Origin of the sequence: Roseobacter sp. GAI101, from assembly GCF_000156335.1 — a bacterium.
Lineage (GTDB): Bacteria > Pseudomonadota > Alphaproteobacteria > Rhodobacterales > Rhodobacteraceae > Sulfitobacter.
On the sequence record NZ_DS999213.1, the window covers coordinates 1,187,315 to 1,209,344 of the forward strand.

Sequence of the window (22,030 nt, forward strand, 5' to 3'; positions counted from 1 at the left end):
CAGCAATGCAGCACTGCCATGGTCGTAGATGGTGTCACCCCTTGCGACCGGGCCGCCCACGCGCCGGGTCATAGCCCCAGACGGCACAGCCAATGAAAACTGCGGCCGCCAGTACGGTCCACGCCAGCGCCGTCAGGTTCACCTGCCCGTATAGCGCAAAGCGGATCAATTCGACGGCATGGGTGAACGGGTTTAGCGCACAGATGGCGTGCAAAAGCTCGGAGCTTTCTGCCATTTTCCACAGCGGATAGAGCGCGGAGGACAAAAAGAACATCGGGAAGATCACAAAATTCATCACGCCCGCGAAGTTCTCAAGCTGCTTGACGAAGCTTGACAGCAGCAGGCCCAAAGCGCCCAGCATGAGCCCCGCGATCAAAAGGGCGGGCAACACGGTCAGGTAACCGACGGCGGGTGCCGTGACGCCAAACCCGGCGGCAATGGCCAGAAACGCATAGGCCTGCAGAATCGAGATTGCCGTCGATCCCGCCAGCTTGCAGACCAGCAGCCACCAGCGCGGCAGCGGGCTGTTCAGCAGCAGTTTCATAGACCCCATCTCGCGGTCATAGACCAGACTAAGCGAGGATTGCATGCCGTTGAACAGCAAGATCATGCCGCACAGACCAGGCACGATGTAGGTCTCGTATGTGATGTAGGTCTCGTAGGGGGCGATGATGCTGATGCCAAGCGCCGCGCGGAATCCGGCGGCGAAGACCAGCAACCAGACCAGCGGACGCACAAGCGCCGCGATGAACCGCTCGCGTTGATGCACAAAGCGTAACGCCTCGCGCAGGACAATGGCATAGAGCGAAACAAGATAAGGTTTCATTGCGCCGCCCCGGTCAGCGACAGGAACCGGTCCAGCAACGGCATGTCACCCGCGATGTCGCGCGCCGTGCCATCGGCCAGTATCCGGGCGCGGTGCAGGATCACCAGATGATCATCGGCGCGCACCTCGTCCGTCAGATGGGTGGCCCACAGCACGCTGATGCCCCCGCTTGCAAGTTCATGCACATGCTCGGTGATGGCCTGCCGCGATGCCGCGTCCAGCCCGACGGTGGGTTCGTCCAGCAGCAGCACGGCTGGCTGGTGCAGCAAGGCGCGCGCGATCTCGGCGCGCCGCCTATGGCCACCGTTCAGGGCGCGGGCCTTTTCCCCTGCCCGCTCGAGCATGTCCATTTGATCAAGTGCCGCATCAATTGCGCGCTGCGCCGATTTCCCCGACATTCCGTGCAGGGCGGCAAAATAGGTCAAATTCTGGCGCACGGTCAGGTCCATATCCAGCGTCATCTGTTGGAAGACGACCCCCAGCTTGGCCAGCGCCAGCCGTGGCTGTTTTGCGATGTCGTGCCCCGCCACTTCGATCCGCCCATCGGCCGAGGTCACAAGCCGGGTCAACAGACTGAACAATGTTGATTTGCCCGCCCCGTTCGGCCCCAGCAAGGCACAGAACTGGCCTTTCTCCACGACGAACCCGACATCATCCAATGCCGTCTTGGGGCCATAGCGATAACTGACGTTCGACAGGGCAAGGCCGTTCATTCGATGGTGATCTCGATGCGCTGCGTGTCGCCTGTCGTGCCGGGAATGTGCATGTCATAGCGCCCCGGCTTGATCGCGACAAAGCCGATTTCCATCGTGCCCGCCTCGTCGAACTCAAGACTGCTCAGGGCAAAGGGGCGGATTTCCAGACCCTCGATCACGATCTCGTCGATCCAGATCGCGCGGAAGAAGTCAGCCCCCGACAGCCCCAGTTCCTGCGATCCGTCAGCGATAATTTCAAATTCGTAATAGGTGCCGGATTTCAACATCCAAGGGCCGTCGCTGATCGGCTCTCCGACCGAGAGGGTGATGGGCGGGAGGTCTTGCTTGTTGCTGCCCGACATGAGGCCCGCTGCGCCATAGTCATGGGCCGATGCGGGACTGAATACCAAAAATACCGAGATAACGAGCGGGATGATACGTCGCTGCATGTTCATGGCCTAAATGCCGCCCCCCACGGAAAACGCCCCACCTTGATGGATTTCACTGCCTTGCGTGCAGCAACGTCGATCACGGTGACATCGCCCGAAACACCGTTGGTGGTGAACAGCCGTGCATGATCGCCGTCGAATGCCATGTGCCAGACCCGCCGCCCCACAAGGATGTACTCTTCTACTTCGTAGGTCTGCGCGTTGACAACGGCGACATGGTTTGCGGGGCCAAGGGCGACAAAGGCATATTTCTCGTCCGGTGTGAATTCGAACCCGACGGGCTGCACGCGGTCAGGATGCACGCCCTTGATCTCGAACGTCATCTTGCCCAGTTCGCCTTGGGTCGCGCTGTCGAAAACGGTGATGGAACCGCCGATCTCCGAGCTGACCCAAAGCTCTGCGCCGCCTTTGGTAAATTCGGCATGACGCGGGCGGCTGTCCACCAGCGTATTGGCGAAAAGCGTGTGGGTTCCGGTGTCGATCCAATGCGCCATATTCGTGGTCTCGGAGGTGGTGATGACAACCTTGCCGTCGGGCGACACCGCCATCCCCTCGGGTTCGACGCCGACATCGATCTGGGCCACGACCTTGCGGCTGTCCACGTCAACAACTGTGGTCACGGCGTCGTCTTCATTGGCGATATAAAGGTGCTTGTCATCCGGATGCAGGACGAATTGCTCGGGGTCTTCACCGGATGGCAGGTCATGCAGGATCTCGCCCGTCTCGGGGTCCATCACCTGAACCGCATCGCTGTCCGAGGCACAGATGTAGACACGGGAAAAATCGGCGGAAAACGTGATGCCGCGCGGGCGTTCGCCGGTGGCGTAGGTCTGGATCACCTCAAGCGTGTCCGTGTCGATCACGCTGAGCGTGTCGTCCTTTTCATTGGTCACCCAGATTTCGCCCGCGTGGGCTGGCACGGCCAGCGACAGGGACGCAAGGATCATATGGCATAGCTTCATTCAAAGACCTCGCAGCGGCTTTCCGGACGGTCAAGGCCCAGTGTGTCCAATTCATTTACCCGGTGCAAGAACCCCTCGAGCGGGGCCTGCGCGACCAGTGCACGCGTGTGGGCGATGGCGATGGGCTGGCGCAGCTGCCCGTTCCAGTCGCGCCATGTCAGGGGCCTGCCCTTGAAACCGGCCAGTTCGAAATCATCGGACAGGATATAGTCGCGCAGGATCGCGGGGTCATTGCTGCCGGTGCGGGTGACAGCCTCTCCCAAGGTGCGCATGGCGGCCCATGCGGCATAGTCCTGTGATTGCATGGCGCGGTCATGTTCTTGGGCAAACCGGTTTTGCAATTGCGTCGCCCCCCATTGTTCGATCACCGGTGACCAGGTCAGCGCGGACAGACCTTCGGACCCGGTCACGGGCCGTGCCACCCATGTGTTATACAGCAGGTAGCGGCCAAAATCCCCAAGCTCGTCCGCCACGATCAGGGCGTCATAGTCGCCAAGGGGTTGCGTAAACAGCGGCACTTCCTGGGCCGCGTTGCGCCGCATGTCGGCGTCAAAGGCCCATGTTTTTTCCTGCCCCAGTTTCAGCCCGAATTTGGTCAGCGACCGGCGCATCGCATCTGCATACGCGACGTCTTGGGGATATGTGCCCGACACCATCACCAGATCGGTCCAGCGTTTCTGGACAAAGACCTGCGCCAACGCGTCCGTGAGCATCGCGTCGGACGGCAAGGCGTGCAAAAGGTTGGCGCGGCAATCGGTGTCGCGCAGCGCGGTATCGCCAGCCGAGATGTTGAACAACACGGCGTCCTTGGCTTGCGGCAAATCCGCGATGGCCAGCAGCACGTCGGCCGGCGCGTCAATCAAAAGAAACGGTGTCCGCGAAAGCATGTCGGCAGTGGCGGCAACATGGTCCGCCCCCACGTCGACGATGCCGCTTTGCAGATCAAAGCTGTGGCCCAGGAAACGCCCCGTCGTCGCATTGTCCCCCAGACCGGTTTGCGCACCGGCAAGGCCCAGATCCTCAGGAATCGGGTCGAGGTTTGACAAGGTCGGCGGACGGGACTGTTTGATTTCAAGATACCCGATCGAGAGAGCGACATCCGCTGCCACGCCTAGACTGCAAGACATCTGGACAGCCACGCAAACCATGAAAATCTCTGCAAATTTACGCATGTCCGGGCCATCCTTTCCCGGCAAGGCTATCCCCAACAAGGATGACCGTCGAATACGACTTTGGTCGGGGGAACCGGGCATCACACGCAACCAAGGTCTTATATCGGGCCTTCGGGACCGGTGCTAGGTTTTGGAAAAATAACGACGACAAGGGGAATTTGTTATGATGAGTTTGACGCGAACGTCCGTGATGACCGCAGCGCTATTGGCTGGCACCATGGGCGTTGCCTTGGCCGCCGGTTTGCCATTGGGCATTTCACCTGTCGACACGGGCAACCTGCCGCCCACAGGGGACGAATGGCTGTCCGAAAACCCTTATCGTGCGGAAGCGGCAGGCGAAGAGGTCTGGCTCGAGGCGCTGGAAATCGGGGAATCCGGGTACATCCAGAACTGCGCGCGGTGCCACGGCCTCGAGGTCATCTCCGGCGGTTTGGCCCCTGATCTGCGCTACCTTGAGGCGTCTGAATACGGGGACGAATGGTATGTCGAACGGTTTCGTTCGGGATACACCCAGAACGGCACGACCAAGATGCCCGCCTTTGGCGAAGTCCTGGGGCAGGATGCGGCCTGGGCGATCCGGACGTATATCGAGACACGCCCAGACTCGGACGCGATGGAGGAAGCCTCGGATGAGCTCAAGGCCATCCGCGATGAACTGGTCGCCTATGCCAAGGATGCCAGCGCCGCTGATGCCGACGCGATCAAGGCACGGCTGAACGAACTGGCCCAGGGGATCGGCACCATGTCAGAGGCACCGGTTGCGGACTCAATCGCGTTTCGGGCGGCGCGCATGATCGATGGTTCGCCGGAGGCATATCACCTTGCGGCTGAAACCCTGACCATCGGTTTGTCGGCAGCGCATTAACCATGCGGTCCGCTGTAACAGCCTGCGCATTGTTCATCGGCCTGTCGCTAAGCGGGCCGGTCGACGCCGCCGACCCGTGCGCGGATTATGTCCCTCAGGAACGTCCGCAAAATGCCGGACGCGACATCGTCGGGCAGGATCTCGACGAGATCGTCGAACTGGGGCATATGCTTTTTGCCGTTTATGACGACAACGTGCCGTACAGTTGGCAGGACGCCGGCAAGCCGCGCGGCATCGACGTCGACATCGCACGGCTGATTGCCGATGACCTTGGCGTGACGGCGCAGTTCAACTTTGTCGGCGCGGGCGAAAATCTTGAGGCTGATCTGAGGAATAACATCTGGAAGGGCGGCGTGATCGGTGGCCGCGTATCCAACGTCATGATGCGTATTCCCTATAATTCCAGCTTCGCCTGCCGGGTCGAACAGGTGACATTCACGGGCCAATACGCCTCGGAATCCATCGCCATCGCCTATTCGAACGCCGCCTATCCGGAGGAAAAACCCGTCCCCGCCTATTTCCGTTTCGACACGGTTGCGGTCGAGAACGATTCAATTTCGGACTTCTACCTCTCAAGCTTCGCGGGCGGGCAGTTCCGTCAGAACGTGCATCGCTTTACCGATATGGGACAGGGCATGGTCGCGCTTGCGTCTGGTGAAACCAAGGCGGCAATGGGCCCGCGCGGGCAACTTGAATACGGCCTGACCGATGATATCGGCATCCATCAGCCCCCCCTCGCCGGTTTCGCCGTCAGCACCTGGACCTTGGGCGTCGCGGTAAGTTTCAGCTACCGGCCGCTGTCGTACGCCGTGGATGACGCGATCAGCGCGGCGCTGGCTGATGGGCGGATCGCCAACATCTACGAAAGCTACGGGCTGAGTTTTCAGCAGCCTGTACGATAGCAAATACACCCTTGGTCGTATAACCGAACCAGCCAAATCCGATTAGGCTGACCATAGAACAGGACGGAATTTGCAATGAATCTTAGCGACTCGAAAACCATCAATGCGGACCGCGCCACAGTCTGGGCCGCGCTGCTGAACCCCGATGTCCTGAAGGCCTGCGTGCCGGGATGTCAGGACATGACCGGGTCCCCCGAAGACGGGTTCGAAGCGGTCGTTGTGCAGAAGGTCGGCCCGGTCAAGGCGACGTTCAAGGGGGCGGTCACGCTTAGCGACATAAACGAACCCGAAAGCCTGACCATCACGGGCGAAGGCAAAGGCGGTGCCGCCGGGTTTGCAAAGGGCGGCGCGGATGTGCGGCTGGAAGCGGATGGCGACCAGACGATCCTGCATTACGAGGTCGAAGCCAAGGTCGGCGGCAAGCTGGCGCAGCTTGGCAGCCGCATCATCGACGGCTTTGCCAAGAAGATGGCGGACCAGTTCTTTCAGAATTTCCAGGACGCGGTCGGAGAGCCCACAACCGAAGGCGAAACGATCACCACCGAGATCGGGGAAGAGAAGAAAAAGGGGTGGTTCAAGAGGCTGGTCAGCAACTGAAGCATCCCGACGACATGAATTTCAAGACGTGACTTTAGAGAAGTAAGGAACACCATGACAAAGGTAACAATGACCATCAACGGAAAGTCGGTTTCGCGCGACGTGGAGGGGCAGACGCTGTTGGTGTCCTTTCTGCGCGATGACCTGCATCTGACTGGCACCCATGTCGGCTGCGACACATCGCAATGCGGGGCCTGCACCGTGCATGTGGATGGCAAATCCGTCAAATCCTGCACCATGTTCGCCGTCGAAGCCGAAGGTGCCGAGGTCAAGACCATCGAAGGGATGGCCAATGCGGATGGATCGCTTAACGTGATGCAACAGGCGTTTCAGGACCACCACGGCCTGCAATGCGGCTATTGCACCCCCGGCATGGTCATGTCGGCCACCGCCTTGCTGAAGGACAACCCCAAGCCCACGGAAGCCGAAGTGCGCAAGCATCTGGAAGGCAATATCTGTCGCTGCACGGGCTACCACAACATCGTCAAGGCGATCCTCGCCGCCTCCGGTCAGGACGTCAGCGCGATTGCAGCAGAATAACAAGGGTCAGGCCTGCGGATCACCGCGACACTGCCCCACAATACATTTCAGGGAGATTTCACATGCCTAAGGACACCGGAATAGGTGCATCACCGCTGCGCCGGGAAGACGTTCGTTTTCTCAAGGGAGCCGGCGAATATACCGATGACATCAAGACATACGGAGAGACGGTCGCAGTCTTTGCCCGGTCGACCGTTGCCAACGGGATCATCAAATCGATCGACACGTCGGTCGCCGAAGGCATGCCGGGGGTTCTGGCGGTCTTTACCGGCGCGGATTTCGTCGAGGTCGGTGGCAACCCCGCAGGCTGGCTGATCAACAGCCGCGACGGTGAACCGATGAAGGAACCCAAGCGCCCCGTGCTGGCCCATGGCAAGGTGCGTCATGTCGGCGACGCCTATGCTGCCGTCATTGCCGAAACCGACCGTCAGGCCCGTGATGCCGCCGAGGCTATCGAGATTGATATCGAGGAACTGCCCGCGATCATCGACGTGAAGGAAGCACTGAAAGGTGACAATTTCGTCCATGACGAGATCGGCACCAACCAGTGCTTCGACTGGGGCTGGATCGAAGACAACCGTGCCGCCACCGACGAGGCCATCAAGAACGCCCACCACGTCACCACGCTTGAACTGGTCAACAACCGTCTTATCCCCAACGCGATGGAACCGCGCTGTTCCATGGCCAGCTACAAGGCCAGCGGTGACGAATACGTCCTGCACACCACATCGCAAAACCCCCACCTGACGCGGCTGCTGATCTCGGCCTTTGTGATGGGCATTCCGGAAAACAAGCTGACCGTGATCGCGCCAGACGTCGGCGGCGGTTTCGGATCGAAAATCTACCACTACGGCGAGGAAGCATTGGTTCTGGCCGCTGCCAAGCGTGTCGGCCGCCCGGTGAAATGGACGTCAGACCGGACCGAAGCCTTCCTGACCGATGCGCATGGCCGCGACCACGTCACCAAGATCGAACTGGCGACCGACGCCGAAGGCAATTTTCAGGCCTTCCGCACCGAAACCTATGCCAATGTGGGGGCTTACCTGTCGAACTTCGCCACGGCGACGCCGACCTTCCTGCATGGCACCCTGATGGCGGGCAACTACACCGTTCCGCTGGTCTATGTGAACGTCAAGGCGGTCTTTACCAACACCGCGCCCGTCGACGCCTATCGTGGCGCGGGCCGCCCCGAAGCGTCCTATTCGCTGGAACGGGTCATCGACAAATGTGCGCGCGAGTTGGGAATGGATCCGATCGCGCTGCGCCGCAAGAACTTCATCAAGCCCGAACAATACCCCTTCGCCTCGGCGGCCGGTCTTGAATACGACAGCGGCAACTACGACGCGCTGATGGACAAGATGGAAGAGGTCGCCGACGTCAAAGGCTTTGCCGCCCGCCGCGCGCAAAGCGAAGCGAACGGGATGCTGCGCGGTTTCGGCGTGAACGCCTATGTCGAGGCCTGCGGCATCGCGCCCTCGAACCTTGTCGGTGTCCTGGGCAGCCGCGTTGGCCTCTACGATGCGGCAACCGTGCGCGTGAACGCGACCGGCAACCTGAGCGTTATGGTCGGGGCGCACAGCCACGGACAGGGCCATGAAACCGTGTTCCCGCAGGTGGTTGCGGAAATGTTGGGGATCGACGCTGCCAGCATCGATATCGTCCATGGTGACACGTCCAAGATCCCCTTCGGGATGGGCACCTACGGCTCGCGCAGCCTTGCGGTCTGCGGCTCTGCCGTGGTGCGCGCGACCGAAAAGATCATCAACAAGGCCAAGAAGATCGCAGCCCACATGCTGGAAGCCGCCGAAGGCGATATCGAACTGAAAGATGGCCAGTTCTCGGTTGCGGGTACCGACAAATCCGTGTCCTTCGGCGAAGTGGCACTCAAGGCGTACATCCCCCATGATTTCCCCCTCGAAGACATCGAACCGGGGCTGGAGGAGACGGCGTTCTACGATCCGGCCAACTTCACCTTCCCGTCGGGGGCCTATTGCTGCGAGGTCGAGGTGGACCCCGACACCGGCAAAGTCCGCGTTGACCGCTTTGCCGCCGTCGATGATTTCGGCAACGTGATCAACCCGATGGTCGTCACCGGGCAGGTGCATGGCGGTCTGGGCCAGGGCATCGGCCAGGCGCTGCTGGAAGCTGCGCGCTACAACAGCGACGGCCAGCTGGAAAGCGCGTCCTACATGGATTATGCGATGCCGCGGGCCGACGACCTGCCGTTCTATACGGTCGATCATTCGCAAGGGACGCCCTGCACGCACAACCCGCTGGGCGTCAAGGGCTGCGGCGAAGCCGGGGCCATCGGGTCGCCCCCCACCATCGTCAATGCCGTCATCGACGCGCTGCAATCGAGCGGCAAGAACGTCACACATATCGACATGCCCCTGACCCCGCACCGTGTGTGGTCGGCCATGAAGAACGCTTGAGGGAGACCGCACATGTACGCATTTGATATCGAACGGCCCACCACCGTCGCAGACGCCGTAGAGGCGCTGAAGGCTGACGAGGCGCAGCCGCTGGGAGGCGGGCAAACCCTGATCCCGACGCTGAAGGCGCGGCTTGCCGCCCCCTCAAAACTGGTTTCGCTGGGCAACGTGAAGGAAATGCAGGGCATCTCCATCGACGGTGATACCCTGCGCATCGGCGGTGCCACGATCCACGCCACCGTCGCGACAGAGGCCAGATCGCGCTATCCCGGTCTTGCCAGGCTGGCGTCAAAAATCGGTGATCCCGCGGTGCGCAATCGCGGCACCATCGGGGGGTCCATCGCCAACAACGATCCCGCGGCCTGCTATCCCGCCGCCGCCCTTGCGTCAGGGGCGACCATCATCACCAACACCCGCCAAGTTGCGGCGGATGATTTCTTTCTCGGCATGTTCGAGACGGCGTTGGACGAAGGTGAAATTGTTACGGCGGTATCCTTCCCCATCCCTGAGGCATCAAACTATCAAAAGTTCGTGCAACCGGCCTCGCGCTTCCCTCTGGTTGGCGTATTTGTCGCCAAATTCGCGGACGGTGTGCGCGTCGCCGTCACAGGCGCATCGGAAGGCGGCGTCTTCCGCTGGACCGAAGCGGAACAGGCCCTGTCCGGCACCTTCGCGCCGGATGCGCTGGACGGTCTGAATGTCAGCGAGGATGGCATGATCAACGATCTGCATGGCGACGGCGAATACCGCGCGCATCTGATCAAGATCATGACAGGCCGCGCCGTCAAAGCCGCCAGCTGACCAATCACGTCAGAGAATAAGAATTAAGGCTCCTGCATGTGCGGGGGCCTTTTTCCGTTTCTAGGCCTTGATCGTCATCAATTGGCCCTGCTGATCCACCAGCGTGATCGCCCGAATGCCAAACTGCCCCACCACCGCGCGGATCAGGGACAGTGGTGCCAGGGTCAACGCGGTCGAAAAGCCGTCAGCCGTCGTTGCATCCCGTGCCTCGACGGACACGGTGGACCATCGTGGCCGGACGCTGCCATGCAGGATATGCCCCTGCCCCATCAGCGGGACAGCCATCGGGCTTGAGGTTGCGATCGCCCCGCTGCGCAGGGTACGCGTGCCCAGATGCCCCAGGACCGGATCGCTCAGCCCCAGCGTCCAAGGCCCGCCGGTGGCCCGAAACTCTCCGATGTTGACCAGCGTATCGGCAAGGCCCGCAGCGCCCAGCAATTCGGCAATCCTGTCGGTGGCAAACCCTTGGGCGATGCCGTTGAAGGTCAGCGCCTGATGCGCGTCCAGCTTGATAAGGTCGCGATCATGCTGCACGCGTTCCCAGCCGATCAAGGCGCGTGCCTTGGCGATATCGCCGCCTTCGGCCAATGCCCGCCACAAGGGCTGCACGGTCGGGTCGAACAGACCGCATGTCGCCGTATGTATCGCACCGCTTAATTGCATGAGGGATGTGAACATCGCATCTGGCCGGACAAGTCGCCCGCTGCGGTTCAGCTTGGAAATTCGGGAGTTGTCATCAAACAAGTTGAATTGCGCCTCGACGCGGGTCAGCAGGTCACGGGCGGCTTTCAATGCAGGAACAGCAATGTCTTTTGGCCCCCGGATCGTGATCTCTACCTCTGCCCCCAAGGCGCGCCCCTGCCACCGCTGGGCGAAAGCGGGGGCCGCAACAAGGCTGGCCGCCGAGATGGAAATGAAACGGCGTCGCGTCAGGGTCATTCGGCGGCCACCTTTCTCAATCGGTGATCCCGGCGCGCGGCAAGAATAAGCGGCACACATTGCTTGGGGTCGTCGTGGATCGTGACGCAGTCCAGACATTCAAAGCATTCGGAATACTGGATTTCACCGGTTTTCTTGATCGCGCCATAGGCACATTTCACCCGGCAAAGCTGGCAAGGCGACCCGCATTCAGCCCGACGGTCGATCCATTTGCGCGTCCGGATCAGCCCGCCGATTGCCATGACCGCCCCCAGCGGGCAAACGTAGCGGCAAAACCCCTTGAACACGACCATCGACAGCAGCAACAGCCCTGCGGCATAGGCGACATAATACCATTCCCGCAGGAAAAAGGTGGTGATCGCGGTCTTGAACGGCTCGACTTCGATGGCCTTGTCCAGCCGTGCGGGGACGGTGAACATGATCGCGATCAAGGCAAAAAGGACGATGTACTTGATCCACTTCAACTGATCGTCCAGCCTGTCGGGCACGTCGATCTGCGGAATGCGCAGCAAGCGTGCAATGTGATGCGCGAACTCTTGCAGCGCGCCGAAGGGACACAGCCAGCCGCAAAACAGCCCCCGGCCCCACAGCACGAAACCCACGATACTGACCGCCCAGATCATCAGGGAAAACGGATCATAGAGCAGGAAGGAAAACGATCCGCCTTCTAACAAGGTGCGGATCACGCCCAGCGGGGTCACGATGGAAAGCTGCCCCTGCCCCCACCAACCGATAAAGCCAGTGACAAATGCCAGAATACCCAGCCGGATCGGCGTGAAATGCCGATGGCCCGCAAGACGGTTCAGGTTCGTGCCAAGCAGCACCAGCAGCCCAGAGAGGAACACCCCCAGAACGATCAGATCACCCATCCGGTTGCGCAGGGCGCTGACCCATGGCGGTACGGGTTTGACCACGTCGGGCCGTTTGAAGAACCGCGCGTCGGTCACATGGTCTACCACCAGCGACGCAGACCCGATTTCGGGCTGAAAGACGCCGTGTTCGCGTAATGCCTTGATCTGCAACGTCCAAGGCGCGGTCGGATCAAAGCCCAGGCGGCGATCGGTCCGCAGGATCAGCGCCGCGCCATCCTGCAATTCTGCGGGCACATCATCGGCCAGTTCGATATAGATATCCGCATCCCTGAGCGCGATGGGAAAGCCCCCCTGCGCCGCACTGATCAGGTCTGGCGACGTGTTGCGGATGAATTCCTTGGTGGTCAAACCATGGCGCGCCGTCTCTACGACAAGGATCGGCTCGTCGCTGGTTGAAATGGCCATGAAGCCCTGCAATTCCTGCAAGCTGCTGTCCGATAGCACTGCGCGCGCAATGGCAGGCGGCCCGATGTCCACGATCCAAAGGTCAAGATAGACGCCATCAGGGTCTGCCGCCGCTTCTGGGTCATCGTCTTCCCACAAGGTCCCTGCAAATTCCGCGTCGATTTCCGAATTCAACACGACCTTATGCGTCACCAAACCCTGTTCGATCAGATCGGCCCAATCAAGATCCTCGCGCAGGTCCATGTCCGGATAGGCGGGCGGCCCCGTCGATACGCCGCTCATCTTTTCGCGCGCCACTTTCAACGTCGCGGCCAGCACGCTTTCATGCGCGATACGGATCGACGCCGTCGCTTTGGTCACGCCGTCCAGATAGACCAGCGCACTGCCGTCGGACCCTGCCCCGTAGGGTGTGCCCACGACCAGACTTTCGGAAATGGAATGACCACGATACTGCTCGAAGAACTTGTGAAATGGTGCTTCTCCCAATCCCGACACGAAAATCGGCTCGTTATGGGACAGCAACTTTACGTCAAGAAAACGGCCCTCCAGATCAAGGATAACCAACATGTTGATCGCCGCCCCCGAAAACCCTGGCAAAGGGGCCATCGGCTCTGTCTCGAAGACAAAGCCTGCTTCCGCCCCGCCGGAGTTCAGAAGCTGCCAGACGCCCTCATCGTTGATCCGCTCTCCCAATACCATCGGCGGTGCGACATAGGCTTCGATGATGCTGCGATCCAACGGCTCTGCCATCAGCGAAAGCGCCGCGAACAGCCAGCAAACCGCTGCCTTCAGAAAGATGGTCGGATCAAGGCGGACAGACATCACCCAAGTCTATTGGGTAGCGCATGATAACCCTATTGGACATTGGTCGAAGTCCCCACGCTGTGGCGCAGGTAGAAGATAGGCGCGCTTGGTCTACCGACACATCACGTTGAGTGTGGCCAAGGTACCGGTTGTCGTGCGCAGTACTTCAACGGTATTCGGGCCGGTCATGCGCGGAATGACCCGTTCTGACTGCGTGTCAGAATATCCCGAATGTTGGAAAAGCGGGCTGGAAGTGACGTAAAATGGTGTGGATGAGAGGTGACCAAGCCCTCCTCGAAACCCCAAGGCAGCAATGCTGACGTCCAGTGCGCGTACCGGGGCAACCGTGATATTCGGGTTATGGGTGCTAAGCCAAGGACCCCATACATTTCGTCTGATCATTTAGAACCAATATTTCAGTGTATTCCGAAGGGTGCCGTTCTGATGTTTGGCACTGTGTCAAAATCCGTTCGAATTCACGCGCCGGAGTTTCGAATAAGCCGGTAAAGCGCAAATCAGCGGCGCTGCATATGCCGTCAAATCCGGGCGATTTGGCCCACGAAAACGTATGAGGCACGCCACCCAAGGCATTTCTTTGGCCCTGCAAGATGACAAACGTACTTTCTTCGCGAACCGACACCTTGCCAAACGTCTTTGTCTGCGCCCCCCCGGTAACCAGACCGATGCCCTGCACGATGGCGGGTTCAGCCAGCCGTGTAAGCGGTGACAAGAGTTTTGACGGCGCTCGTTCCTTTGAATACCAGTACCACTTTCCAGCGCCGCTAAGTTGGGCCTCAAGACCATCAAGTGTCACAATAATGTCGAGCCTTTCTGCAATGCCCGCAATGCCTTGGGTCAGGCGCAACGGCACAGGTGCATCAGGAGGCAGATCGGGAATGTCCATGATCGGGGCATGGGTCAGCGTTATACAGGCAGATGCGAACCCGTTGCGGTTCAACATTTGCCGCAGACTCTCCTGCAATGGGAAATACCCGTCGATGATATCTTCAAAGCGCGTCGCCTTGACGGGAATGGCCCGGGTTTTTGCTTTGCCTTGCGTCATATCAAAACAGATTGAAATATTCGGCTTGCTCCCATTCTGACACGGTCATCAGATAGCGCTGCCATTCGGCGCGTTTGAGATGCACCAGATACTGTACAAACTCATCCCCCAGCGCCGCTTTGAAAAGACCACTTGCTTCAAATGCATCTATGGCCGCGCTTAAATTGTCGGGCAGTTGGGCCGCACTATTCGCGTATGGCGTCAGCGTGGGTGACGGGGCCGATGCGCCGGACGTGATGCCAGACAGACCGCCGAGAATTTGCGCAGCGAACGCGTAATATGGGTTTGCGGTTGTGTCTGCCACGCGGTTTTCTATCCGGCTGGCATTATCGCCGGGGTAAAGCAGTGCGCGGATCATCGCGCCGCGATTGTCTGCGCCCCATGTGATCCGATTGGGGGCAAGCTGAAATTCTGTAAATCGCTTGTATCCATTCACCGTAGGCGTGGTCAGCAAGCAAGAAGCAGACGCATGTTGCAACAGGCCGGCGATCCAACCCGATGCCTGCGGCGTCAGGTCACTGTTTTCGGACACAAACAGGTTCTTGCCGGTATTGATGTCCAGCAGGGATTGATGGATGTGCCATCCGTTCGCAACAGCGTTTGGGAGTTTTGGTTTGGCCATGAAAGTTGCATGCAACCCGCGCTGGGCGCAGACCTCTTTCACCATTGTGCGAAACAAGACAAAGCGCTCGGCTTGAACCATCGGGCCAGACGGATCGAAGGTAAACTCGAACTGGCTCGGCCCCATCTCGACTTCCATTGAGCGCGGAGCCAGCCCCAGTTCATCGGAAAAGCGGCGCAGGGTATCAAGGATTTCCTCGGCTTCGCTATAGCGGGTGTCGGTGAGATATTGCCAACCTTGGGTCAGGTTCCTGGTCGAAATCGCCGCGGGCGGAATCGTTGCTTGTTCATGCCCCAAAGCCGCATCTGTCTTTTGAAAAATCTGAAATTCGACTTCCAGTCCAAAGACAGCCTCGAATCCTGCATCGCGCAGTTTATCAACGGCGTTTCGCAGCACCGTCCTTGATGAAAACCCTATCGCTGCCCCTGTTCGGCTAATCACGTCACACATCAAAATTGCCGAGTGTGGGGACCAGGGCAAGAGGTGGAAACAGCCTGGGTCAGGGACCAGCAACACGTCGCTCGCCCCGTCGAGCAGCGCATCAATTCCCGAGACGGAACCAGATGCGCTTCCCCCCCAGACATCAAAGACCGTACGGTGCGCGGTGTCCTTTAACAGCAGCGTTGACGGCACCCCGATCCCGGACGAGAACGCGCTTTTCAGCATGCGGGCTGCGATCGTTTTGCCGCGAAGTATCCCGTGCTGGTCCACAAAGACCAAGCGCACCGTTTCGATATTGTTTGCTGTGACTTGTTCTATGATGCCCTGCGCCAGTATGGCAGAATTCCCATCCCGATAGCCCAGGCTTGCAAGCGCGCCGGATTTTATCTCATCGGCCAAACTGTTGCTCATACTGTTCCCTCAAACCACCACGTTAAACGGTTGCATCCCAAGGGCATTCAGACCGGCGCGCCAAATCCGCCTGCCGACTTGCATCTTTCCAGTCCGCGCTGTTTGCAATTGCATCATTTGACAGCGGACCAACCATGTCCAAGGGTGCCTTGCCGTTGCGCATGGGCAATTCATCAGTCCCCTGCTCTACCGCCGCGATTGCCGCACGCAACATGCGCCTGTAACGGATAATTGCAGCATCGGAGCGGCCCAGGTGCTCCTGCGTTCGGTCCTGGATCCGGCCCATGCCCTCAACGGCCCATTGGTCATGGACGTTGATATCAAGCCCCATGCCTGTGTAGGTCGTCGTCGCTTGTTCCGCAGGATCGTAATGATAGTCGTTCGTCCGGTTTTTCAGCGGCGCGTAATCGGGCAAGCGATGTTCCTTGAGCCTTTGTTCTCGCATCAAATTCTTGTTGACCGGTTTTTGAAAGCTGGTGAACATCGTGTACCAATAGCAAGTATAGTCATCTATCGGCACGTGCCATTGTGTGATCGTCATTTCGCGGGACATCGGAATGCAGATGGCCTCGGGAAATATCTGATTTGTGACGCGCACATGGGTCTTGCCATTGTTCAAAGTGCGCAGCGCGGTAATTTTCAGACCAAAGTCGGTTTCCTCAACTTCAATATCCGGCCGCGGGTATTCGCGCAGTATCTGGGTCATCGGAATGTCCGTGTCGGCAGCCTTGTCGCGGAACTGTTTGCCATATCCGTCAGAGGTATCTTCATCCTCGAGGAACCGATGCAAGAACGAGGCGTGAGCCGGATCTATGCCAATTTCCAAAGCCTGCAGCCAATTGCATTCCCACAAGCCCTTGAACGCGAAGACATGGCTGTCCGGCGCGCGAAAACAGTCGAAATTCGGAAACTCTGGCGGCGTGCCCGGCCCCATATAGGCAAAGAACAGGCCATTGCGGTTTTCGACCGGGTATACCGGGCCGGTGTGGTCGACCTTGATGTCTTTTGCAGCCGGGTAAAATGCGGGCGGTTCATCATTGGACGCGATCCGCGTCGCCAGAACCAGTTGGTCAGCGTCGTCGCGCACCAAAGTCAATCGCTCCCCCAACAGGTTCACGGGCACATTATCCCCGTGCGCCAGCTCTTCCGCCAAAGCCGCCGGCTGCCAATAACGACGCAACACCGCGCCTGCGGGGGTGTTGGGGCCAATCCGCGTTATCCGGTCGTTCAGGTCCTGACTGATCATTGTGTCGCGCCTTCCGTGGGTTCACTGGCAAGAGGCTCGCTCTCGCTGATATATGCCATGATATCACCGTCCCGCTCGATCACAGGTATCATAGGCACCTTGATTTGCTTATACATCAACGAGCCTTCCGGCTCCGCAGGTTGTTCGACGCATTGCCCGCTTCGATCAAAATGCCAGCCGTGAAACGGGCAGCGCAATCCATTGTCCTCAAGTCGGCCAAAGCACAGGTCAGCCCCACGATGCGGACAGTTCCGTCCGATCAGGCCAAGTTCACCGTCGTCATCCCGAAACAACACCAGCCGTTGACCTCGCAGCGTCACGGGGATCACCGGTCTGGGAATGTTCAACTCGGCGCTTTTGGCCACAACAACCCAACGGGCCGGGTCTTCAAACTGGTCGAATGGTGTTTTGTCATCAGCTTGGGGCACGCGACTTGACCTCCACAGAATGTGTGCGATAATCGCACTTTATGTCATATAAAGAACGTAATTTCTTTGGTGAAATCTGTCAACATGACCCAGAAGAACAGCGCATCAACATTTGCCAAGGGCCTGAAGGTTCTGTCATGCTTCGAGACCGGCAGACGTGACCTGACAATGGCCGAGGTTTCGCGCCTGACTGGCTTTGACCGCGCAACAACGCGGCGGCTGTGCCTGACTTTGGAGGACAGTGGATACCTTCAAAAGGAAGACCGCGCGTTCCGGCTAACGCCAAAGATTTTGGCCATGGCCGGGGGGTATTTGACCGCCAATGATTTCGGCCGCTCTGTGCAACCGGTCCTCAATCAGTTCGCCGAGGCGTTCGAAGGAGAGATCGCATTGGCCATGCGTGATGGAGACCGCGCGATCTATATTGCGCGATCTGCCACATCCTCTGCGCGGATTTCGTTCGGATTTTCAATCGGCAGCACATTGCCTTTACTGCCAACGGCCGTCGGGCAGATGTTGCTTGCACGCGGTCTGGCCAGCGATGTGGATTTGGATCTTGCACGCCTCATCCCCGAAAAACTGACCGAGGCCACAGATATGGATCTGACCTCAATTCGCCAAAAGATCGAACGAGCGGCATCCCAAGGTTATGCGTTCGTGCGCAACGAATTTGAAATGGGGGCCGCCGGCATCGCGGTGCCCGTTGGAAACATTGGTGCCTCGCCCGCAGTCTTGGCGACAACGGCGTCTATCAACCAATTCGACAAAGCGGCAGAGTTTGATCGCGCGTTGGACATTTTGCGCCGTGCTGCCATGAACCTACGTCTTTAACCTTTGACTGCTACCGCCGGACGCGGGTGCCGCCAGAAGCCCCCCGGAGGTCAACACCCCTGCGCGAGCGTGATCGCTTTATCCCGTGTATTCAGGCCGTTCCCCGGTTTGAACTGGGGGCATTGGCCTGATGAGATGCAGACGGTTTACATGATTTGCATCTGCAGCGATCTGGACATCAGGGACCGAAACAGCATTGCATTAAATCGCGCTGGAACCCGGCGCGTTGGCCGTGCAGTGCGGCCAGTGATTGTTGCAGTGGAATAAAGCGGAGCGATTTCCGGGGTAACCAATCCGAACTTTTCCAGTAATCAGATTTGTGATAAGGTGACATAACAGCCACATGCTCTAAAATACGGGAGGGAGTAGGTTGAGATTTTTCAATGCGATCGCAAATGAAAAATAGTTGCTAAGCAGCATAGTCAGTAAACTGAAAAACGGCGGGTTGCCGTAAACCGTTCAGGAATAATTGATGACCAAATTACTGCATGTTGACGATGACGATGACATCCGTGAGGTCACCAAGATAGCTCTCGAAATTTTCGACGACTTTGAGCTTATGCAATGCGCATCCGGTGAAGAAGCCCTGCGTGCAGTAGGAGAGTTTATTCCGGATGTTCTGCTGCTTGACGTAATGATGCCTGGGTTGACCGGCCCTCAAACTCTTGAAAAAATCCGTATGATGCCCGGACTTGCAGAAGTGCCGGTAATTTTCCTGACAGCCCGCACGGCTACCGACGAGAATAAAGAGCTTTGGGATCTCGGCGCGTTAGAGGTTATGAACAAACCTTTCGATCCGATGTTGCTGAGCCAGCAGATCAAGACAGCGCTCGATCGGCTCTCTTGATTTTCCTGAGTTGCCGCATTTGCAGCTCAACTGTGGTGCTTACGCCCCTGGCACGTCACTGCGCGGCCTTCAGTATCTCCAAAAGGTCTTCTTTGCTTAAGGAAAACGGGTTGCCTTTCATGGAGGACGCCTTGGCGGCAGCGTCAGCCACATCTGAATGATCGCGCTGCGGCAGCCCCATATCGGCCACCCCCCGCAGCCCCTGCCCCTTGGACCAGCGCGCGAGCGCAGGGATGCCGGCCCCGGCCTTACCATCCGCAAAATGGGCATCAATCACGCCTTGCACCCATTGGATGCGCCGATAAATTTCGGTCTCCGGCTTTGCTTTACCCAAATGGGAATTCAGAACCGCAGGCAGCAATGCACCGCAGATTTCCCCATGCGGCGCGTTGGTCTTTCCGCCAATCACACCCGCAAAGCCGTGGACCGCGCCAAGACCGGCATTCGCCAACGCCAAACCGCCGCAGGTGCTGACCCACGCCATGCCATCCCATGCTTGGGGTCTGTCCTTTTCGACAAGATCACGCAAGACACGCAGGCCGACCGGAATAGCGGCAAGGCACAAGGCGTCCGTCATCGGGTTCGATTTCACGGATAAATAGGGTTCGATCACCTGCGTGATGGCGTCCAGGCCTGCGGCAAGCACGATGGATTTGGGCGCGGCCTGCATCAGGTCTGGATCCACAATCGCGATCTGCGGCACCATGCGCGGATCGCGCAGGCTGACTTTGACGGCATGTTCGGGCACCGAAATCACCGCGTTCTTGGTCACTTCTGCCCCCGTACCTGCCGTCGTCGGCAGCGCGATCATCGGGATCGGTGCCGTCTCAAGCGGCTGGCCGCCGCCAACCCCTTCAAGATAGTTCAGGGGCGGCCGTGGGTTCGGCAGAAGCGCTGCCAGCGCCTTGGCAAAGTCGATAACCGACCCGCCGCCCACCGCAATCACGACGTCCGGACGATAATCGGCAAGCCGGCTTAACGCGGCCTCGATATCCGGCAAGCTGGGTTCGGTCTGACAGCTTTCGGTTTTCACCGTGAGGGAGGCCGCCTTGCACGATTGCAGCAGCCAGTCGGCCCGCGCCGCGGTCGCACCGTGAACCACCAGGACGGATTTGCCAAAAGCGCGTGCCAGTGCTGCCGTCTGTCGGCTTTGCCCGCGTCCGAAATGGATCGCCTGCGGACTGAAAAATGAAAACATCCGTCTCTCCTTTGCCCCCAACCCTTGGCATTGGTACACCCCTTCGGCAGCGTCGCGCTTCTTCAACGAGCAGTTGTGCTCAGAAGCTCAGCGTTGCCTGAACCGCCTTCTTCCAAACCGCATATTTCGAGGCACGCAGCGCGTCATCCATCTGGGGTTTGAACTGGGTTTCCCGCGCCCATGTGGCCGCAAATTCCGCTTGGTCCGGGTAGATGCCTGCATGCATACCCGCCAGCCAAGCTACGCCAAGCGCGGTCGTTTCATGCACCATCGGCCGGTCAACCGGCGCGCCGATGATGTCTGACAGAAACTGCATCGCCCAATCGCTTGCCGCCATCCCGCCATCCACCCGCAGGGTCGGCTGGACGCCACTTGCCTGCCAATCTGACGCCATTGCCTCCAGCAGATCGCGGGTCTGATAGCCGACGCTTTCCAGCGCGGCCTTGGCCATTTCGGCGGGGCCGGAACTGCGCGTCAGCCCAAAGGCCGCACCACGGCAATCGGGGTTCCAATAGGGCGCGCCCAAGCCGACAAAGGCGGGCACAAGAACGACGTTTTGATGAGGGTCCGCCTGTTCGGCCAACGCTTGGGTTTCGGCGGCGTCCGAGATGATCTGCAACCCATCGCGCAGCCATTGCACGACGGCCCCGGCGACAAAGATCGACCCTTCAAGCGCATAGGTCGGTTTGCCGTCAAGCTGATAAGCGATCGTTGTCAGCAGCCGGTTCTTGGACATGACAGGCGCATCGCCAGTGTTCAGCAGCGCAAAACATCCCGTCCCGTAGGTCGATTTCAACATGCCGGGTTCAAAACAGGCCTGCCCGACAGTGGCAGCTTGCTGATCGCCCGCAACGCCGTGGATCGGGATTGCGCCGCCCAACAGATCTGGCTGCGTGTGACCGAAATCAGCCGCGCAGTCCTTGACCTCGGGAAGCATTTGCATGGGGATGTCGAAAACGTCGCAGATCGTGCTGCTCCACCGGCCCTTGCGAATGTCATAAAGCATGGTGCGGGCGGCATTGGTCGCGTCCGTGGCATGCGTCTCACCGCCTGTCAGCTTCCAGATCAGAAAGCTGTCGACCGTTCCGAAAAGCAGATCGCCATCGGCAGCACGTTCGCGCGCGCCTTCGACGTGATCAAGTATCCATTTCAGTTTCGTGCCCGAGAAATACGGATCAAGCAAAAGCCCGGTACGGTCGATGATCATCGCCTCGTGCCCTGCTTCGCGCAGCGTGTTGCACATATCCGAGGTCCGTCTGTCCTGCCAGACAATCGCGTTGTGAATGGGCTGGCCGGTCTTCTTGTCCCAGACGATCACGGTTTCACGCTGGTTGGTGATGCCGATCCCCGCGATTTGGGATGGCGTGATGTTTGCGCCCGCGATGGCGTCGCGGCAGGTGTTGACGGTCGTCTGCCAAAGATCGTCGGGATCATGTTCGACCCAACCCGATTGCGGAAAATGCTGTGCGAATTCTTCTTGCGCGCTGGAAACGACGGCCATCGCGCCATCGAACACGATTGCACGGGTCGAGGTGGTGCCCTGATCGATGGCAAGAATATAGGTCATGGGTGTCCCCGCAGTGTCATTAGGCGTTCAACAGGATCTGCCCCAAAAGACGGTGTCCCGTCAAACTCTGGGGGGATCGCGCCAGCCCTTAGGGGCGGCGTCTTGATTATTCAGG

21 protein-coding genes are annotated in these 22,030 nt (G+C 59.2%); 8 read left to right on the forward strand and 13 right to left on the reverse strand.

Going from position 1 to position 22,030, the window contains the following annotated elements:
- Positions 1-34: 34 nt before the first annotated feature.
- Genes RGAI101_RS05595 through RGAI101_RS05615 form a run of 5 tightly spaced genes read right to left on the reverse strand, consistent with a single transcriptional unit; the run spans position 35 to position 4,104 of the window.
- On the reverse strand, positions 35-826 hold the full coding sequence (locus tag RGAI101_RS05595; RefSeq protein ID WP_008227989.1) for an ABC transporter permease: 792 nt from the start codon (positions 824-826) through the stop codon (positions 35-37).
- Positions 823-1,539: an ABC transporter ATP-binding protein gene (locus RGAI101_RS05600; protein ID WP_008225411.1), complete on the reverse strand. Its 717-nt coding sequence runs from the start codon at positions 1,537-1,539 to the stop codon at positions 823-825. Before RGAI101_RS05600 ends, RGAI101_RS05595 begins: the two co-directional genes overlap by 4 nt.
- On the reverse strand, positions 1,536-1,976 hold the full coding sequence (locus RGAI101_RS05605) for a hypothetical protein (RefSeq protein ID WP_008225638.1): 441 nt from the start codon (positions 1,974-1,976) through the stop codon (positions 1,536-1,538). Before RGAI101_RS05605 ends, RGAI101_RS05600 begins: the two co-directional genes overlap by 4 nt.
- Positions 1,973-2,917 (reverse strand): YVTN family beta-propeller repeat protein, encoded by a 945-nt coding sequence (locus tag RGAI101_RS05610; RefSeq protein WP_008227956.1) that lies wholly within the window; start codon positions 2,915-2,917, stop codon positions 1,973-1,975. Before RGAI101_RS05610 ends, RGAI101_RS05605 begins: the two co-directional genes overlap by 4 nt.
- Before the next feature lie 11 nt (positions 2,918-2,928).
- On the reverse strand, positions 2,929-4,104 hold the full coding sequence (locus RGAI101_RS05615) for an ABC transporter substrate-binding protein (RefSeq protein WP_083792012.1): 1,176 nt from the start codon (positions 4,102-4,104) through the stop codon (positions 2,929-2,931).
- 163 nt (positions 4,105-4,267) lie between these two features.
- Here RGAI101_RS05615 and pedF point away from each other — a divergent pair, with 163 nt between their 5' ends.
- The 6 genes from pedF (at position 4,268) to RGAI101_RS05645 (ending at position 10,241) form a co-directional block, all read left to right on the forward strand.
- Entirely contained in the window at positions 4,268-4,969 is a 702-nt protein-coding gene (pedF, locus tag RGAI101_RS05620) for a cytochrome c-550 PedF (protein WP_008228714.1), read from the forward strand.
- A 2-nt stretch (positions 4,970-4,971) separates the two neighbouring features.
- Positions 4,972-5,871 (forward strand): substrate-binding periplasmic protein, encoded by a 900-nt coding sequence (locus RGAI101_RS05625; protein WP_008229103.1) that lies wholly within the window; start codon positions 4,972-4,974, stop codon positions 5,869-5,871.
- A 75-nt stretch (positions 5,872-5,946) separates the two neighbouring features.
- Positions 5,947-6,468, forward strand: a complete 522-nt coding sequence (locus tag RGAI101_RS05630; RefSeq protein ID WP_008227092.1) for a CoxG family protein — start codon at positions 5,947-5,949, stop codon at positions 6,466-6,468.
- A 54-nt stretch (positions 6,469-6,522) separates the two neighbouring features.
- Positions 6,523-7,008: a (2Fe-2S)-binding protein gene (locus tag RGAI101_RS05635; protein ID WP_037227489.1), complete on the forward strand. Its 486-nt coding sequence runs from the start codon at positions 6,523-6,525 to the stop codon at positions 7,006-7,008.
- Between the two features lie 62 nt (positions 7,009-7,070).
- Positions 7,071-9,440 carry a xanthine dehydrogenase family protein molybdopterin-binding subunit gene (locus RGAI101_RS05640; RefSeq protein ID WP_008229444.1) on the forward strand — a complete coding sequence of 790 codons (2,370 nt, stop codon included), beginning with the start codon at positions 7,071-7,073 and terminating at the stop codon, positions 9,438-9,440.
- Positions 9,441-9,452: 12 nt separating this feature from the next.
- Complete coding sequence (locus RGAI101_RS05645; protein ID WP_008225188.1) at positions 9,453-10,241, forward strand: FAD binding domain-containing protein; 789 nt, start codon at positions 9,453-9,455, stop codon at positions 10,239-10,241.
- A gap of 60 nt (positions 10,242-10,301) precedes the next feature.
- Here the strand turns inward: RGAI101_RS05645 and RGAI101_RS05650 are convergent, their stop codons facing one another.
- From RGAI101_RS05650 to RGAI101_RS05675, 6 genes are all read right to left on the reverse strand, one after another.
- Positions 10,302-11,180 (reverse strand): FAD:protein FMN transferase, encoded by an 879-nt coding sequence (locus RGAI101_RS05650; protein ID WP_008229470.1) that lies wholly within the window; start codon positions 11,178-11,180, stop codon positions 10,302-10,304.
- Positions 11,177-13,279, reverse strand: coding sequence for a 4Fe-4S binding protein (locus tag RGAI101_RS05655; protein ID WP_008229431.1), 2,103 nt, complete (start codon positions 13,277-13,279; stop codon positions 11,177-11,179). The genes RGAI101_RS05650 and RGAI101_RS05655 overlap by 4 nt, the downstream gene beginning before the upstream one ends.
- Positions 13,280-13,628: 349 nt before the next feature.
- Entirely contained in the window at positions 13,629-14,324 is a 696-nt protein-coding gene (locus tag RGAI101_RS05660; protein WP_008228580.1) for a hypothetical protein, read from the reverse strand.
- Position 14,325: 1 nt separating this feature from the next.
- Positions 14,326-15,798 carry a glutamine synthetase family protein gene (locus RGAI101_RS05665; protein WP_008225523.1) on the reverse strand — a complete coding sequence of 491 codons (1,473 nt, stop codon included), beginning with the start codon at positions 15,796-15,798 and terminating at the stop codon, positions 14,326-14,328.
- Positions 15,799-15,820: 22 nt separating this feature from the next.
- Positions 15,821-17,044: an aromatic ring-hydroxylating dioxygenase subunit alpha gene (locus RGAI101_RS05670; RefSeq protein ID WP_008225421.1), complete on the reverse strand. Its 1,224-nt coding sequence runs from the start codon at positions 17,042-17,044 to the stop codon at positions 15,821-15,823.
- Positions 17,041-17,472, reverse strand: a complete 432-nt coding sequence (locus tag RGAI101_RS05675; RefSeq protein WP_037227492.1) for a Rieske 2Fe-2S domain-containing protein — start codon at positions 17,470-17,472, stop codon at positions 17,041-17,043. The genes RGAI101_RS05670 and RGAI101_RS05675 overlap by 4 nt, the downstream gene beginning before the upstream one ends.
- Before the next feature lie 84 nt (positions 17,473-17,556).
- On the opposite strand from RGAI101_RS05675, the gene RGAI101_RS05680 reads away from it, so the two are divergent.
- Together RGAI101_RS05680 and RGAI101_RS05685 are read left to right on the forward strand one after the other, a co-directional pair.
- Positions 17,557-18,303 (forward strand): IclR family transcriptional regulator, encoded by a 747-nt coding sequence (locus RGAI101_RS05680; RefSeq protein ID WP_037229111.1) that lies wholly within the window; start codon positions 17,557-17,559, stop codon positions 18,301-18,303.
- Positions 18,304-18,775: 472 nt separating this feature from the next.
- Positions 18,776-19,150, forward strand: a complete 375-nt coding sequence (locus tag RGAI101_RS05685) for a response regulator (RefSeq protein WP_008226934.1) — start codon at positions 18,776-18,778, stop codon at positions 19,148-19,150.
- A 55-nt stretch (positions 19,151-19,205) separates the two neighbouring features.
- Here RGAI101_RS05685 and RGAI101_RS05690 read toward each other — a convergent pair whose 3' ends face one another.
- Positions 19,206-20,348, reverse strand: coding sequence for an iron-containing alcohol dehydrogenase (locus RGAI101_RS05690; RefSeq protein WP_008226620.1), 1,143 nt, complete (start codon positions 20,346-20,348; stop codon positions 19,206-19,208).
- A gap of 79 nt (positions 20,349-20,427) precedes the next feature.
- Positions 20,428-21,915, reverse strand: coding sequence for a glycerol kinase GlpK (gene glpK / locus RGAI101_RS05695; protein WP_008228673.1), 1,488 nt, complete (start codon positions 21,913-21,915; stop codon positions 20,428-20,430).
- Between the last annotated feature and the right edge of the window lie 115 nt (positions 21,916-22,030).

What these genes read in the sequence shown, in the direction of transcription:
- RGAI101_RS05595 (WP_008227989.1), bottom strand. Translation starts at nt 826, where the DNA reads ATGAAACCTTATCTTGTTTCGCTCTATGCCATTGTCCTGCGCGAGGCG.
- RGAI101_RS05600 (WP_008225411.1), bottom strand. Translation starts at nt 1,539, where the DNA reads ATGAACGGCCTTGCCCTGTCGAACGTCAGTTATCGCTATGGCCCCAAG.
- RGAI101_RS05605 (WP_008225638.1), bottom strand. Translation starts at nt 1,976, where the DNA reads ATGAACATGCAGCGACGTATCATCCCGCTCGTTATCTCGGTATTTTTG.
- RGAI101_RS05610 (WP_008227956.1), bottom strand. Translation starts at nt 2,917, where the DNA reads ATGATCCTTGCGTCCCTGTCGCTGGCCGTGCCAGCCCACGCGGGCGAA.
- RGAI101_RS05615 (WP_083792012.1), bottom strand. Translation starts at nt 4,104, where the DNA reads ATGCGTAAATTTGCAGAGATTTTCATGGTTTGCGTGGCTGTCCAGATG.
- pedF (WP_008228714.1), top strand. Translation starts at nt 4,268, where the DNA reads ATGATGAGTTTGACGCGAACGTCCGTGATGACCGCAGCGCTATTGGCT.
- RGAI101_RS05625 (WP_008229103.1), top strand. Translation starts at nt 4,972, where the DNA reads ATGCGGTCCGCTGTAACAGCCTGCGCATTGTTCATCGGCCTGTCGCTA.
- RGAI101_RS05630 (WP_008227092.1), top strand. Translation starts at nt 5,947, where the DNA reads ATGAATCTTAGCGACTCGAAAACCATCAATGCGGACCGCGCCACAGTC.
- RGAI101_RS05635 (WP_037227489.1), top strand. Translation starts at nt 6,523, where the DNA reads ATGACAAAGGTAACAATGACCATCAACGGAAAGTCGGTTTCGCGCGAC.
- RGAI101_RS05640 (WP_008229444.1), top strand. Translation starts at nt 7,071, where the DNA reads ATGCCTAAGGACACCGGAATAGGTGCATCACCGCTGCGCCGGGAAGAC.
- RGAI101_RS05645 (WP_008225188.1), top strand. Translation starts at nt 9,453, where the DNA reads ATGTACGCATTTGATATCGAACGGCCCACCACCGTCGCAGACGCCGTA.
- RGAI101_RS05650 (WP_008229470.1), bottom strand. Translation starts at nt 11,180, where the DNA reads ATGACCCTGACGCGACGCCGTTTCATTTCCATCTCGGCGGCCAGCCTT.
- RGAI101_RS05655 (WP_008229431.1), bottom strand. Translation starts at nt 13,279, where the DNA reads ATGTCTGTCCGCCTTGATCCGACCATCTTTCTGAAGGCAGCGGTTTGC.
- RGAI101_RS05660 (WP_008228580.1), bottom strand. Translation starts at nt 14,324, where the DNA reads ATGACGCAAGGCAAAGCAAAAACCCGGGCCATTCCCGTCAAGGCGACG.
- RGAI101_RS05665 (WP_008225523.1), bottom strand. Translation starts at nt 15,798, where the DNA reads ATGAGCAACAGTTTGGCCGATGAGATAAAATCCGGCGCGCTTGCAAGC.
- RGAI101_RS05670 (WP_008225421.1), bottom strand. Translation starts at nt 17,044, where the DNA reads ATGATCAGTCAGGACCTGAACGACCGGATAACGCGGATTGGCCCCAAC.
- RGAI101_RS05680 (WP_037229111.1), top strand. Translation starts at nt 17,557, where the DNA reads ATGACCCAGAAGAACAGCGCATCAACATTTGCCAAGGGCCTGAAGGTT.
- RGAI101_RS05685 (WP_008226934.1), top strand. Translation starts at nt 18,776, where the DNA reads ATGACCAAATTACTGCATGTTGACGATGACGATGACATCCGTGAGGTC.
- RGAI101_RS05690 (WP_008226620.1), bottom strand. Translation starts at nt 20,348, where the DNA reads ATGTTTTCATTTTTCAGTCCGCAGGCGATCCATTTCGGACGCGGGCAA.
- glpK (WP_008228673.1), bottom strand. Translation starts at nt 21,915, where the DNA reads ATGACCTATATTCTTGCCATCGATCAGGGCACCACCTCGACCCGTGCA.